At 63.2% G+C, this 14,182-nt stretch carries 16 protein-coding genes; 8 read left to right on the top strand and 8 right to left on the bottom strand.

Features of this window, described 5'->3' with window-relative positions:
• Positions 1-118 precede the first annotated feature (118 nt).
• Together M1247_RS00845 and M1247_RS00840 are read right to left on the bottom strand one after the other, a co-directional pair.
• Complete coding sequence (locus M1247_RS00845; protein ID WP_317154361.1) at positions 119-1,120, bottom strand: zinc-binding dehydrogenase; 1,002 nt, start codon at positions 1,118-1,120, stop codon at positions 119-121.
• Positions 1,121-1,173: 53 nt separating this feature from the next.
• Positions 1,174-2,304, bottom strand: a complete 1,131-nt coding sequence (locus tag M1247_RS00840) for a serine hydrolase domain-containing protein (protein WP_317154360.1) — start codon at positions 2,302-2,304, stop codon at positions 1,174-1,176.
• Between the two features lie 56 nt (positions 2,305-2,360).
• Here M1247_RS00840 and M1247_RS00835 point away from each other — a divergent pair, with 56 nt between their 5' ends.
• Positions 2,361-2,747: a MerR family transcriptional regulator gene (locus M1247_RS00835; protein WP_317154359.1), complete on the top strand. Its 387-nt coding sequence runs from the start codon at positions 2,361-2,363 to the stop codon at positions 2,745-2,747.
• A 20-nt stretch (positions 2,748-2,767) separates the two neighbouring features.
• On the opposite strand, the gene M1247_RS36375 is transcribed toward M1247_RS00835, so the two are convergent.
• Positions 2,768-3,073: a TetR/AcrR family transcriptional regulator gene (locus M1247_RS36375; RefSeq protein WP_410506802.1), complete on the bottom strand. Its 306-nt coding sequence runs from the start codon at positions 3,071-3,073 to the stop codon at positions 2,768-2,770.
• A gap of 39 nt (positions 3,074-3,112) precedes the next feature.
• Positions 3,113-3,412, bottom strand: coding sequence for a putative quinol monooxygenase (locus M1247_RS00830; protein WP_317154358.1), 300 nt, complete (start codon positions 3,410-3,412; stop codon positions 3,113-3,115).
• Between the two features lie 174 nt (positions 3,413-3,586).
• Here M1247_RS00830 and M1247_RS00825 point away from each other — a divergent pair, with 174 nt between their 5' ends.
• Positions 3,587-4,480, top strand: a complete 894-nt coding sequence (locus tag M1247_RS00825) for an AraC family transcriptional regulator (RefSeq protein WP_317154357.1) — start codon at positions 3,587-3,589, stop codon at positions 4,478-4,480.
• A 135-nt stretch (positions 4,481-4,615) separates the two neighbouring features.
• Positions 4,616-4,948: a hypothetical protein gene (locus M1247_RS00820; RefSeq protein WP_317154356.1), complete on the top strand. Its 333-nt coding sequence runs from the start codon at positions 4,616-4,618 to the stop codon at positions 4,946-4,948.
• A 28-nt stretch (positions 4,949-4,976) separates the two neighbouring features.
• Here M1247_RS00820 and M1247_RS00815 read toward each other — a convergent pair whose 3' ends face one another.
• Positions 4,977-5,516, bottom strand: a complete 540-nt coding sequence (locus tag M1247_RS00815; protein WP_317154355.1) for a PPOX class F420-dependent oxidoreductase — start codon at positions 5,514-5,516, stop codon at positions 4,977-4,979.
• Between the two features lie 122 nt (positions 5,517-5,638).
• A complete protein-coding gene (locus M1247_RS00810; RefSeq protein WP_317154354.1) occupies positions 5,639-6,070 on the bottom strand; it encodes a nuclear transport factor 2 family protein in 432 nt (143 codons plus the stop codon).
• 327 nt (positions 6,071-6,397) lie between these two features.
• Here M1247_RS00810 and M1247_RS00805 point away from each other — a divergent pair, with 327 nt between their 5' ends.
• The 5 genes from M1247_RS00805 (at position 6,398) to M1247_RS00785 (ending at position 10,063) form a co-directional block, all read left to right on the top strand.
• The gene (locus M1247_RS00805) at positions 6,398-7,051 is read left to right on the top strand and encodes a TetR/AcrR family transcriptional regulator (RefSeq protein ID WP_317154353.1); all 654 of its coding nucleotides are present in this window, start codon (positions 6,398-6,400) and stop codon (positions 7,049-7,051) included.
• A gap of 283 nt (positions 7,052-7,334) precedes the next feature.
• Positions 7,335-8,066, top strand: coding sequence for an NADPH-dependent F420 reductase (locus M1247_RS00800; RefSeq protein WP_317154352.1), 732 nt, complete (start codon positions 7,335-7,337; stop codon positions 8,064-8,066).
• A gap of 59 nt (positions 8,067-8,125) precedes the next feature.
• The gene (locus M1247_RS00795) at positions 8,126-8,359 is read left to right on the top strand and encodes a hypothetical protein (protein ID WP_317154351.1); all 234 of its coding nucleotides are present in this window, start codon (positions 8,126-8,128) and stop codon (positions 8,357-8,359) included.
• A 1-nt stretch (position 8,360) separates the two neighbouring features.
• Positions 8,361-9,128, top strand: a complete 768-nt coding sequence (locus M1247_RS00790) for an SDR family NAD(P)-dependent oxidoreductase (protein WP_317154350.1) — start codon at positions 8,361-8,363, stop codon at positions 9,126-9,128.
• A gap of 134 nt (positions 9,129-9,262) precedes the next feature.
• On the top strand, positions 9,263-10,063 hold the full coding sequence (locus M1247_RS00785; protein WP_317154349.1) for an NADPH-dependent F420 reductase: 801 nt from the start codon (positions 9,263-9,265) through the stop codon (positions 10,061-10,063).
• 100 nt (positions 10,064-10,163) lie between these two features.
• Here M1247_RS00785 and M1247_RS00780 read toward each other — a convergent pair whose 3' ends face one another.
• Positions 10,164-13,250, bottom strand: coding sequence for a replicative DNA helicase (locus M1247_RS00780; protein ID WP_410506789.1), 3,087 nt, complete (start codon positions 13,248-13,250; stop codon positions 10,164-10,166).
• A 470-nt stretch (positions 13,251-13,720) separates the two neighbouring features.
• Positions 13,721-14,176, bottom strand: a complete 456-nt coding sequence (gene rplI, locus M1247_RS00775) for a 50S ribosomal protein L9 (protein WP_317154348.1) — start codon at positions 14,174-14,176, stop codon at positions 13,721-13,723.
• Positions 14,177-14,182 lie beyond the last annotated feature (6 nt).

Here is a 14,182-nt window from a genome sequence, read left to right as displayed (position 1 = left end):
TTGCTTCGCTTCATCTACACGCGATGCTGGCCTGGCCTTCTGGCAACTGTCTCAGACGGTTGCACCGCCGTTCATCTCGCGGAAGGCATCCTTTCCTACAATCTTGGCCGACGAAACCCTATGGGACGATGACAACCTTGCCGATGTTGCGTCGATCGGTCAGCATCTGATGCGCCGTGGCCACATCATCGAAAGCGACCACCGCCGAGACCACTGGTGCGACAGCCTTGCTCGCCATCAACGGCTCCAAGGGCGAGAGCCAAGGCTGAAGCGTTCCACGGTCGTCCCACAGCACCCGAAGATCCAGCCCTATCAACGTTCTGGAGTCGACGATCAGATTCGCCGCACTCAGACCCGTGATCACCCGAAAGTCGTCGGGCTGACCCTCGGTGACCTCGCGGACTCCACCGCTGAAAGCGGACACCGCTCCGTAGGCGATGAGCCTGCCACCCGGTCGGAGAAGGTTGTAACTGCGGTGGAATGAGTCGCCTCCGATGGCGTCCATGATCACGTCGAAAGACGGAAGGTCGTTGTCCCAGCCCGGCTGCGTGTAGTCGAGCGTAGTGTCCACACCGATCGCCCGGATCGCCTCATGCTTACCGGGCGACGCCGCGCCCCAGACTTCGGCGCCTACGTTCTTCGCCAGTTGCACTGCTGCGACCCCGACGGCGCCGGCGGCCGCTTTGATCAGGACACGTTCTCCCTGCCTCAAACTGCCGTATCCGATCATGCCGGCCCACGAGGTGGCATACGCGACAGGCACCGCTGCTCCCTCGATGAAGCTCATCGAGTCTGGTATCACGATGACATCGCGGTGATCGATACAGACCTGCTCGGCGAACCCACCGCTGTGCATCATGCCGGCAACCCTGTCCCCCACGGCGATTCGACCAACTCCGGGTGCGACCTCCGTAACAACACCGCATACCTCGGTTCCGCCGATGTAGGGCAGTGTCGCAGCATGGGCGTAGTGACCGAGCCGAGTCATGATGTCCGCGAAGTTCAGACCGCTCGCTTTCACGTCGACACGCACATGATTGGGCGCGAGCGTGGGCGCTGGAACCTCCTTGACCTTCAGTACGTCAGTTGAGCCGAATTCTTCTACGACAATGGCGCGCACAACAGTCTCCTTCTGGGGTATTGGTTCGGGGCTTCAGGTTTTCCGAAAGACGGCTACAGTGCGTCGTAGATTGCGGTGACATAGGCGGCCGAGCGGTCCGAGCCGAGGATGTCTGAACCCATTCGGTTCATCACGTAGGTGATGGTCATTCCGCGCTCGACGTCCATGATGGCCATGGAGCCCCCCATGCCGCCCCAGAATGCGATGCGCCCCTCAGGGATCCATGGCACCGCGGGGCTCGGCAACGCGAAGCCTGTGCCCCAACGGAGATCGAGGCCATTGACGATATCGACGCCGTTGGTCTGCTCGTCGAAAACGAGATCGACCGTGCTTTTGCCGAGAACCCGGCCGTTGGGGCCAGCGCCTGAACGCGAGATGGTCGAGAGCACCTGTCCCACCCCACGGGCGTTACTGTGCCCGTTCGCCGATCCGATCTCGCCAGCACGCCATTCCTTTGAGTTCACCTGCGAGACATCTAATGCCGGACCCGTCAGTGTGCGATAGGCAACAGACCCCGGATCGAGTGCGGACAGATCCAAGGTCCCGGACGGAGGTTCGATGTCGGCGACGCGATGCGCCTCGGTGGCGGGCACGCCGATGTGAAAGTCGGCCCCAAGCGGGCCGGCGATGCGCTCGTCGACGAACTGGCACAACGTCAGGCCGGTAATACGCCGCACCAGCTCGCCGAGAAGATAGCCGTAGGTGAGTAGGTGGTATCCGGAGGTGGTGCCGGGTTCCCACCATGGGGCCTGAGCCGCCAGGCGACCGCTTATGACCTTGGAGTCGTAGAGGTCGTGAAGCCCCACCGGTGCATCTAGACCAGACAGGCCCGAGGAGTGCGAAAGAATGTGTCGCGCAGTCATATTCTCTTTGCCGCCAGCGGCAAACTCTGGCCAGTACTGCGCCACCGGAGCGTCGATGTCGAGCTCGCCAGCGTCGACAAGCATCAACGTCGCGAGGCTCGTCACGGTCTTGGTGATGGAGAAGACATTGGTGATGGTGTCGCGCTCCCACGCCAGGTCCGTTTGAGTGTCTTTGGCTCCGCCCCACACGTCGACGACAGGTTCTCCGTCGATGTCGACGAACAGGGAGAGTCCGAGCTCCTCACCGGCATCGAGTCGCTGCTGGATCTCGGTGAGCAGAAGTCCGAACGCGGGGCTGCTACTGCCGGATATGTCTGTCATGTCACCAGCGTGCAACCTTGACACTGATGTCAAGGTCAAGCGGCTACGCTCGGTAGATGAAAATTGGTGAGCTCGCCGCTCGAACGGGAACCACTCCGCGCCAATTGCGGTTCTACGAAGAACGTGGCCTGTTCCACTCCACACGCGGCGACAACAACTATCGGGACTATGACGAGCTGGTGGTGGAGCGCGTCCGACAGATCCGCGAGATGCTGAGCTGCGGGTTGTCCACTCGACTGATCCAGGCGATCCTTCCGTGCCTGGCCGAACCCGACAGTCCCATCCGCTTCGCGGGAGCCACCGACGAGACCGTTGCGATGCTCGAGCTCGAATGTGCGCGGTTGACCGAACGCATCGAGGTCATTACGCACAGCCGCGATGCCGTCGCTACCTATCTCGCAGATCTGCGGGACATCCGATACCCCGCGACTCGCGCAAGCTAGCCAACACCGGTGCCAGCGATTTACCGCGGCAATAGCGGTGAGCTCAGGGTCTGGGGTGTCGAGTCCTGAAGTCTGACAGATTGAGGTGTTGCGACGGTATCTCGGAGTCGACGGTAGGCGTCCGAATCGTAACCAGGATCGCGCGCTTCGGTCACCACTTGGTCGAGTCCGTCGAGCGCTTCGTCCAGCGCGGCGGCCAGGATCGCTTCCTTGCCATCGAAGTGGTGGAAGATCGCCGACTTGCTGACGCCCAGGTCCTTGGCCAGGTCGCTGATCGAGGTGGTGTCGTAGCCCTGGCGGATGAACAGGTCGGTCGCCCGACGCAGGACGTCGTCGTGGCTTCGCGTGTCTCGGCGGGCCGGGGCTCAGGCGTTGATCTCCTCGTAGAACTCGATCCTGAGCGGTGCGGCGAGAAGCTCACCGAATCGCACCATGACATCGGCACCGGTCTCGGTTCGCCACGCAGCATATGCCTCCTGATCTGCCCTATCGTCCCATTGCTCGATCAGTGCGAATTCGGTGTCATCCTCCGCGCTGCGGACAACCCGTACTCCGATGCAGCCGGGCCGTGAGCGGGTGGCGGCGAGGGTCTCGCGGTAGAAGTCGACGACATCGTGACTGCGCCCAGCCTTGGCTTTGGCATGCAGGAGGACGGTAAAGGCCATGGGAAACTCCGAATCTCGATGAGCTGGAAGGGATGATCGGGAGGCTCAATGTCGGGCCCCCCGCCTCAGCTCGGGCCGGCGGGTACTGGGTGCTGTCCAGCCTGACGGCAGAGCTTGGGATTGTGAATCATCACAACCCCGCAATCCATTCGCCAGAGTCCTAACTTGGTGTGCATGGACCTCATCTCCGATCTTCTCCAGATTTCGCGCGCGCGATGCGTGCTGTCCGGCGGTATCTCCGGAACAGGTGCATGGGCAGCCCGGTCCCCGGCCCCGGGCCGGATCAAAATCATGGGAGTCGTCAAGGGGGCCTTTTGGTTTCGACTCGCGACCGAGCCCGCGGACGTGCAGGTCGCCGCAGGCGAGGTCCTGGTGGTCGACGGACGCACGTCTTTCGACCTGGGAAGCAATCTCGACGAACCACCGATGCAGCTCCGAGCGACCGATCCAGTCCCTCCGATCAATCGAGACGCTGACCACGTATGCGTCACCGCGCACATCGAGTTGTTCGAAGCCGGCGATGACTTCCTTCGAGACGCCATCCCACCCGTCCTGCACCTGCGTGGTGAAGCGCGGGAGGCCTCGGCCGCGCGCTGGCTCCTCGAGGAGCTTTTCGAGGAGTTCACCCACGAACGTGCTGGACGCACCGCTGCCTCAGCTCACCTGACGCAGCTGCTGTTCATGCAGGTCCTCCGGGCTTGGGCGATGGCAGGGGATGACCTGCCCTCGGGATGGGTCCGTGCCGCCGCCGACGACCGGTTGAGCCCGGCGTTGCAGCTCATGCATGCCGACCTCGGCAAAGACTGGCATATCTCAGAACTCGCCGCGGCGTGCGCAATGTCGCGGAGCAGCTTTTCCGACCGGTTCACCAAGGTCGCCGGCGTTCCCCCTGTCACCTATCTGTTCAGATGGAGAATGCGCCAAGCCGAACGAGCATTGACCGCCGGATCGGCATCGATCACCGAACTTGCAACGTCGCTCGGTTACCGGTCCGAGAGCGCATTCAGCGTTGCTTTCAAGCGCTGGTCCGGGATCGCGCCGAGTCGATTCCGTCAGCGAGACCCGTAACGGGAGCGGTGCGGACGCCCTTATCGAGCACACCCGGCACATCAGACGCAAGGCAAAGGCGGCTGGCTTTGGGCGGAATCTCACGAGTGATGGCGGATCCGCCAAGTTCATGAGACCGCGGGTTCGCCACGGTTCGTGAGAATCTACAAAACCGTAGGCCGACAAGTTGTCCACGACGACGTGCACGCCCAAACCACGGGAACGCTGGCGTCACCTGCATTACACGCCGACCTCGAGTTCCTGGCTGAACTTGATCGAACGCTGGTTCAAGGAACTCGCCGACAAGCGCCTGCGCGCGGCGCGTCCACCAGCGTCGGCGACCTCACCGCCGCGATCACCACCTGGGCCCAACACTGGAACGCCGACCCCGAACCATTCATCTGGACAGCCACCGCCGACGACATCATCGCCAAAGTCCAACGCGGCCGCACCACCCTCCACCAGATCAATACGCAGACGGACCACTAGGGGCAGGCTGCATTCCGTGCTGGCATCGTCATACGGGAGTTCCGATGGACGTAGTCCTACCCGTGTGCCAAGGGCCAACACCGGAGACACGCGTGACCTCGACCGTGATGAGGAGTTGGCCGCCGTCATCTGCCTCGGTGTTGGGCCCGCCGGAGTACTTGTAGAAGAGTTGGTCCAAGAAGTCTCGGCCATGCTGGGGATCATCATCGATCGACGCGACGCCTTCGATGAGAAGGTGCCGCAGTAAGCCGTTGCTGTTCTTCTGGCTATCTTGAATCGACAATAGGCACTCCGGATTGTTCGCAAGATTCTTGCCTTTGATCCGCCACGGTGGTGTTGCAAAGTGGATCTGGCCCTCGTCGGTCACATCGATCCAGATGAAGGACACGTGCGGACGACCATTCGGCCGCATAGTGACCAGATGAGCCGTGGGCCGCGACTCGATGAGCGCGCGAGCCTCTGGGTGAAGGTTGTAAGTCATGGATTCGCCTTTCGTATGTGGTTTGAGCTGTCCGCACGCATCTTCGCCGAGCCGGAGGCGCGCTGGCCGCGACGGCTCGGTCGGCATCCCTCTCCTGCAAGGCAGTTGAGCCAACGGCATCCCTGGACCGTCGGCCGGTGTTGCACAACCGACGGCGCTGGCGCCCAAGGCTGGAGGATGCGGACCGGGGCGCCGGGCGTGCCTGGCGCTCAGCTCAATTCGGTGAGAGTTAGAGCCGGCACGCCCACCGCCGGTGCGAGGCGGTTCTGGACGGCGACGATGGCCGGCAGCGGTCGCCACTGGACCGTCATGGCGTCGATCTTGCCTTCAGCATTGACGTGCACGATGTCGACCCCTTCGACCTCGGTGTCCCCGACCCGAAGTTTGAGTGTTACGGCAAACGTCTCGGACCCGCCGAGGACGCCGGTCGACTCGAACTCGTCGACGGCGTTCACCAAGTGGCCTATGAGCGCAGTGGCGTTGCCGCGTCCGGTAAAGGGTTCGGCGAAGATTGGGCTCTTGAGCACGATGTCGTCGGTGAGATATTCACCGGCGCGGTCAGCGTCGTGGTCGCGCATTGCGGCCAGCAGAGCCGTCAAACTGGTAGGTACTGCGCTGTTGGCCAATTCGTTCTCCTTCATAGTCCGGCTGTACGCCGGTAGGTGTTGGTTCCTAGTGCGGGACCGGCTCTGCCAGGATGGCAGTGGAGGTCCCCCATTTCTCTCGGGACTCCCGACTAGTCCATATTCGTCAGACTGACGGTATGATCAATGTATCGCCAGGCTGTTTCATTCCCCCGCGGCGTGCCTCCCGCTGCTTGCCACGCGACGTCGCATTTCAAAACCCCGGCCCGGACGACAACGCATCGCAGCCTTGCGAGTCACGGACTACGACACGACCCGCCCGCCACCCTTGCCGAACAGTGGCACCTCGTTAGCGATAATTGAGTCCTCTAGCTGAGAGGTCCCATGAAATCTGCACCGGCGAGAAGGCAGCCCTATCGGTCCGAACTGCGCGCCCAGCAAGCGGCCGCGACTCGTCAACTGGTGCTCGATGCCGCGACGACTCTGTTCCTCGAGCGCGGATATGCGGCCACGTCGATCGACCTCATCGCCGACACCGCCGGCGTCGGCCGCTCGACGGTCTTCTCCGCCGCTGGCGGCAAACCGTGGCTGCTCAAGACTGCTTACGACAGGGCGATCGTCGGTGACGATGAACAGGTCCCACTGGCGCGGCGCCCTCAGATTCAAAGACTGTTCGCACTGACCGATGCCGCACAGATCGTCGAGGGATACGTCGCGGTCCTCAGCCACGCCGTGCAGCGCGTGTCGCGCATGTACGAAGTGGTGCGCTCGGCCGCCGGACTGGACAGCGAAGTGCAGCAGCTGTGGACCGACATCTCCGATCAACGCCTCGAAGGGGCGAACATCATCGCCACCCTGTTGAAGAAGAAGCACGGCCTACGTGAGGGCCTCACCCCGGCCGCCGCCCGCGACCTCCTCTGGATCTACAACGACCCCGGCATGCATTACGCGCTCGTCGAGGTACGCGGCTGGAGTCAGCGACGTTTCCACGCGTGGCTCCTGGACACGTTCAATCATCAGCTGCTGGGCCTGAGCTGACGATGCTGCAGCTCGGTACGCCACACGGAATTAGGCCTGCACGCTAGAAGCCGGGACCACCGGATCGACTGCCCCGCAGTCGAACAGCGACCGTTTGGATGGCCCGCCTGCCCCGTGGGAGCGATTTGGGCCTCCCCGATTCGATGGACGTCGTCGACAGGCGACGCGCGTGTCCGCTCTGAGCGTTGAAGAGAATCGCGTCTAGTTCGACGATCGGAAAGTTTCCCGTACCGGGAATTTATGGGACTTTGTCTACATTGACCATACTGGCAGTCTGACGAACGTGCTCATCGCCTTCGTCGCCAAACTCGTCTCCGCCCAAGTGAAAGGACACCTGCCTATGCGCATCGGCGTAGTGAATGCAGGCAACATCGGCCGAACGCTGTCACAAGCCTGGCTCGAAGCCGGCCATGAACTGTTCCTCGCCAAGGACGGACGGCAGGACAAACTCGACACCTTCGTCGAGGCTCACCCTCAGGTCCAGCGCGGAACACCGGCCGAGGCCGCGCAATTCGGCGAAGTCGTCCTGTTCTCGGTGTACTGGCCTCGCCTCGACGCGGTCCTGGAAGCGGTCGGGCCGCTCTCGGGCAAGGTGGTCATCGAGACCATGAATCCCCTGCAGGTCAGTGCCGAGTTCGAGCACAGTCACGACAAGGCCTTCATGGCGCGATCGTCGACGACGGAGGAATTGCAGCTGCGGCTCCCGGACGCTCGTGTGGTCAAGGCGTTCAACACGATGCCCGCCGACCTCCTCGACAAGAAGCGGTGGGCCGATTCCCCGACAACGCCGCCGATCCTCCTGGCCGGCACTGACGACGCGGCGAAGAAGACGGTGGCCCAGCTGGCCGAGGACGCCGGATTCCCGGCCGTCGACGCCGGACCCTTGATCGCCGCGCGCAGCATCGAGCAGCTCGGTGTCCTGATGCATTACGTCGGGGACAACCACTTCGGCGGGGACATCGGCCGGCTAGCGCCCGCCATCCTGACGGTGCCAGATAGCAGCGCGCAGGCCTAGCTTTCATCCAGCAATGGCCGTCACTCCAACGGCCCGCCGGCCGGGCCGAACGAACACACATGGAAGAGAAACGCATGAAGATTGGAATCATCGGGGCGGCCAGATTGGCGGCACCCTGGCGCGTCGGCTACGCGAACGCACCGCTGGTTGGCACTCGAAACCCTAAACGAACCATCGAGTTGTCACGGTACGCAGCGGACCGCCGCACCCGCTGCGCCCCGTCTTTGATCTCGGCCAACAACGACGACCGGCTGCTAACCAGTCGTGATCCCCACCCGCAGAAAGATTACTGAAATGTCACCCTCACTTGCCGGAAAGGCCGCACTGGTTACCGGAGGTTCGCGAGGCATCGGTCGCGCAATCGCAGAACGACTTGCACAGGACGGCGCGACTGTCGCACTCACCTACAACCAGAGCAAGGGCGGCGCCGACGAAGCAGTCGCGTCGATCGAGAAGTCCGGTGGCAGTGCCTTCGCGCTCCACGCCGACCTCGAGGACGCACAGTCCATTCCCAATCTGTTCGAGCAGCTCGACGGTGAACTCACTCACCGCAACGGAAGCAACGTCCTCGATCTGCTGATCAATAATGCCGGAAACTCGGGGTGGGGCGGACTCATCGACAGCACGCCGGACAGCTGGGACACGATGTTCGCGGTCCACGTCCGCGCGCCCTTCTTCGTCGTGCAATCGGCGCTGACCCGCGTCGCCGACGGCGGACGAATCATCAACGTTTCCTCCGCCGCAGCCACGCGACCGATGCAGGCGGTCCCCGTCTACTCCATGGCCAAGGCAGCCATCAACAACCTGACCCACTCGCTCGCAATGGAACTCGGGCCACGCCGCATCACCGTGAACGCGGTAGCCCCCGGCTGGACCCGGACCGACATGAACGTCGCCGTTCGCGAGAACGCCCACATGGTGACCGCGATCGAGTTGGACACGGCACTGGGGCGCTTCGGCGAGGCCTACGAAATCGCGTCACTGGTCGCGTTCCTGGCCTCCGAGGAAGCCCAGTTCGTGACAGCGCAGGTGATCGAGGCCAGCGGCGGCTACAAGCTCTAACCGTCCCCCTGCCATCAGGAAACCCGACTGCGTGCGATGCGTGTGAACCCAGCGTGAACCCAACGGCGGATCTGCCGCCGCTTCCCCCCGAGCGCCAGCCGGGCGGTCGCCCACTTGAAAGAGAGATCTGAACAATGCCACAGACAATCGGAATCATTGGCTCCGGCCTGGTCGGCGGTGCGGTCGCCCGCCTGGCCGTCGACGCTGGCTACAGCGTCGTGCTCAGTAACTCGCGTGGCCCGGAAACGATCGCGGACCTGATCCGAGAACTCGGCTCCCTGGCTCGTGCCGGAACCGTGGAAGAGGCGATCGTGGCTGCCGACATCGTCGCAATTCCGGTACCTCTCGCAAGCTTCGAGACGCTCCCGGCCGAGAAGCTCGCCGGAAAGGTGGTCATCGACCAGACGAATTACTACCCCGAGTTCTGGCGCAATACCGAACTGGACAACGGAGAACGTACCTCAAGCGAACTCGTCCAGCGGCACCTCAAGGACGCCCTGGTCGTCAAGGCGCTACACAACCTCGACTGGAACCACATGTACTCCAACGCCCGCCCACAGGGCGATCCCAATAGGACGACCATGCCGATCGCCGGCGACGACCCTGACGCCAAAGCGATCGTGACAGAGTTCTTGCAGACCGTCGGCTACGACGTGATCGACGCTGGCTCCCTCGCAGAGAGCTGGCGCATCGAGCCCAACTCCCCGATCTACTTCTGGCCGTACGCCCCGTCCATCCCTGACGGGCTCACCGAGGACGAGCAGAAGCGCTACTACCTGGAACACCCCGTCCCGCCGATCTCAGCTCATACCGCCCGAAAGATGATCGACAACGCCGAGCGCCTATCTCCAGTCGGAGGGACGCTCGCGGCCATGCCCCCAGCCCACGTTGCCATCTTCATGGACCTTGCCAGCGACAACACCGTTCAGAAGTAGCGCCGCATGCCCTGGGTGCGTAACGCTTCAAACTTGAAGGCCGCTTGAAGTCGGCCGTGAGATTTTGAAGCGCGGCGCGGGAACCTACAGCCGTAAGCCGCTACCGCGCCATATTCGCAAACCGCGACAGGTGGAGCTGGTGCGCCACGGTGATCGTCGCGGTCGGGCCGTTGCGGTGCTTACCGAGGATGATGTCGGCTTCGCCGCCGCGGGGGTCGTCGCGATCGAAAGCGTCAGGCCGATGCAGCAACATAACCATGTCGGCATCTTGCTCTAACGAATTGTGGACTGAAATCCCTTGTGCCACAAAGTTGCTCGGGCCAGGTACCGTACCATCGTAAACGTCATGCTCACCGGTGCTGGTGATCTCCACGACCTTGTCCCAGAACACATCATTCGTCGCGAGGTCGTGCAACTCGCGATCCTCGAGCACCGAGGCTACTCGATGCAGCCGATCACGCCCTGGCGGATCGTTGCGCAATGCCGACGAGCACAACGCCATACCAGATGCCATTGCGAACTCGCGCTGAGTCATTCCCGCTTTGGACACAAGGTTTTTGACGCGCTCCCAAACTTCGACCGGTACAGTATCTCGACCCGGGCGGCGTGATGACCCGGTCAAGTTCTGCCGGACCTCTTCGGCTTTGCGACCTCGCTCACCATGCACACCGATCTTCGTAAGAAACGCCATCTGGTTACTTGGCCACTCGATGTACAGGAACCAGCAGTCTCGGTATCCCGCCTTGCGGGTTCTGGCGATCCTGCTCTGCACATCAAGCCGCAAAAGCAACTGCTGGACACCGTCGACCAGCTGACGGCTTGTCGACGCGTAATAGATGCGTCCATTGCGCTGCTTCGCATCCCACCGCACCGATCCATCTGTGGCCCACAGGTGCCGCAGGAACAGTGCCACCTGATCGTTGGGCAGCGCGAAAACCTCTTTGGGAACGAACTTCTCGTAGCTGCGCTTGCCGAACAGGCCCAGTCCGTCCAACCAGGCAGCGATCGGATTCCGCTTGCCATGGGTTAGCCGGTAGGGCGCAGGCAGGCGCATCGTCGTGACGCGCGCGGCCGGGTAGTCGTCGCGTATCGGCGTGACCCCGAAGTAGGCGGCAGAGATCTCCACGGCGGTCAGGTTGTGCTCGTCGACCGAGGCATACCGGATCGGTTGGCGCTTCACGCAGGACCCGTCACCGATCAAATGGGCCAGCATGACGACCTCGGAGTCATGCATACGCTCGGTCTGCACGGGCTCAGGCACACGCCTCGGCGTTGCCAGTCGGTCACCAGGCTTCAACTCCCCCAACGGCACCCAGCCATCAACGGTCAGGAACGGGTGGTTGGCCGTGGCCTCGACCTCGCGTCCGGAGGCCAGCCTGAGCTTGAACACCTCTTTGTGCCCGCTGTAGAAGACGTTGGTCATGGGCCGGGCGACCATCCGCTTACGCTCATCGAGCGACCACACCAGCGGCCGTTCTCCGGTCGCCATCAATTCACCGAAGGTGACCTCGGCGCCGTTGTCGGCCCGCAGGATTCGCGTATTGGCGGTCAGGCAACCCGATTCACGAAGGTCCGACACCTGGGGCCGCTTGTCGGTGCGTTGTTCGGGACCACGGTTGAGCTGGCTGATCGCGACCACGGGGACGTCGAGTTCCTTCGCCATCAGCTTGAGGCTTCGCGAGAAGTCCGACACTTCCTGCTGGCGTGACTCGTACTTCTTGCCCGAGCTCATCAGCTGCATGTAGTCGACCACGACAAGCCGCAGATCGGCTTTCTGGGCCAGCCGTCGCCCTTTGGCCCGGATCTCCATCATGGTCAGGTTCGGCGAATCGTCGATGTAGAGCGGCGCCTCACTGATCTCGCTCATGCGGCGGGCAAGGCGCGTCCAGTCGTCGTCATTCATCTTGCCCGAACGCATATCGCCCAGTTTGATTTTCGCCTCGGCCGACAGCAACCGCATGACGATCTCGGACTTGCTCATTTCCAGCGAGAAGATGACGCTGGCCATCTGGTGCTTGATCGAGCACGACCGCATGAAGTCCAGCCCCAGGGTCGAATTGTGCGTCGGCACCATGCCAGGGCCGGCCAGATACAGGTGCGCCGGGTTGTCCACCTCGACGCACCGCACCGGCACGCTGGGCAACCTACGCACCGCGGCGATCTGCACGACGGGCGCCAGCAGCGCCGTGCGGCCGTGCCCGGACTGTGCAGCGCCACCCACGGTGTGCAAACCCGCCCGCAACGCCACCGTCGTGCGGATGCCTTCGTTGGTCGGCCACTGATGCTGTGCGTCAGCGACAATCACCGTGCCGTCGGAGAATTCGACCTCATAACACGGCCGGCCGACCATGACCTCGGTGGCGGCCACCACGGTCGTCGGCTCGCCATCGGCCCCGATCAGTTTGTCGCCCACCGCGACCTCACCCATCGTGGTCCAGCCGTTGGGCGTGGGCAGTGGGGTGTCGAGTGCGAGTGCCTTCCCCACACCCGGCCGCGCCGCGATGATCACCATCTGACCGGCGTGCAGGCCGTTGGTGACCTCGTCGAGTTCAGTGAACCCGGTCGGCACACCGCGGGAGATACCGCCCGCCGAGGCGATCGCGTCGATCTCGTCCATCGTCGGCTGCAGCAGGTCTTCCAACGGGACGAAGTCCTCTGAGGCGCGCCGTTCGGTCACGTCGTAGATCTCGGCCTGCGCACGGTCCACCACGTCGGCCACATCGGCGCCGTCGGCCCCGGCGTAGCCGTATTGCACCACCCGGGTGCCGGCCTCCACGAGCCGGCGCAGCAGTGCCTTCTCGGCGACGATGCCCGCATAGAAACCGGCGTTGGCCGCAGTCGGCACCGTGGAGATCAGGGTGTGCAGATAGGGCGCACCGCCGATACGGCGCAACAGGCTGCGGCGGTCGAGCTCGGCAGCCACGGTCACCGCGTCGGCGGGCTCACCGCGCCCGTAGAGGTCCAGGATCGCGTCGTAGACGTTCTGGTGCGCCGGGCGGTAGAAGTCGCCGGGCCGCAACCGCTCAAGGACGTCGGCGATGGCGTCCTTGCTCAGCAGCATGCCGCCCAGCACCGCCTGCTCGGCGGCCATGTCCTGCGGGGGTTGACGTCCGAAATCACCGCCCTGCGGCGGGCCGTCCATGTCTGAGTGCCCATCCGAATGCCCCAGGTCGTCCACCACGGCCACGGACTCCCCACCCCCTCCGAGACATCGCTCGAACACTTATTCGAATCGGTACTGCAACTGTAAAACAGGCCTCCGACAAACCGTCCGGACAGACCTGCGACGCACCACGCTAGACGTTGCTGGGGCTAGTGCAAGTCCACCCTGTTGATCAACCTGTGGATGGCATGTGGATATCTCCGCGTAGTGATGTTGACGCGTTGGGGAGAACCTGTGGATGGGCAGCCAATTTCGCAGCATATCTGCAGGTCAGAGTGACACAACCCCAGTGCATAACTGTGGATGGGAAGTTCCTCGGCGTGTCGTTGCGGGTTGCCGTCTCGGGCGTGTTGTGTTTCACCTGAGCGCCGGGCAGGTTAACGCCCGGTTAGGTTCGCTGTCCAGACTTAACCGCATCGTGTTCGCCAGAAACACAGCAACGCCCGGGTGGAACCCTTGACGGGTCCCCACCCGGGCGTATCGACGCTGTTGAACTACTCAGCCACGACGTTCAGCGACACCTTGGCTTCCACCCCGGTGTGCAGCCGCACCGTGACCGGATGCGTCCCCACGGACTTGATGTGCGCCTTGGGCAGCTGGACGGTGCGCTTGTCCAGATTGGGCCCACCGGCCTTCTTGATCACGCTCACGACGTCGGCCGCGGTGACCGAACCGAACAGCTTGCCGGTGTCGGCGGAAGCATGCACGGGCAGTGACACCTCGCCCAGACCTTCCAGCGCGATCTTGAGCTCGTTGGCGTGCTCGAGACCCCGCACGGCCTTGGTATCGCGGGCCCGACGGATCTCCTCGGCCTGGCGCTCGGCACCACGGGAGGCCACGATGGCCAGCCCGCGCGGGAGCAGGTAATTGCGGCCGTAGCCGTCCTTGACCTCGACGGCATCGCCGGCGACGCCCAGGTGTTCCACCTCAGCGGTGAGAATCAGCTTCATGGTTAT

Source organism: Mycobacterium appelbergii (genome assembly GCF_032883035.1).
In the GTDB taxonomy this organism is placed as follows: Bacteria; Actinomycetota; Actinomycetes; order Mycobacteriales; family Mycobacteriaceae; genus Mycobacterium; species Mycobacterium appelbergii.
The sequence above is the reverse complement of the archived record's forward strand: the minus strand, read 5'-3'. Positions and strand labels throughout refer to the sequence as shown.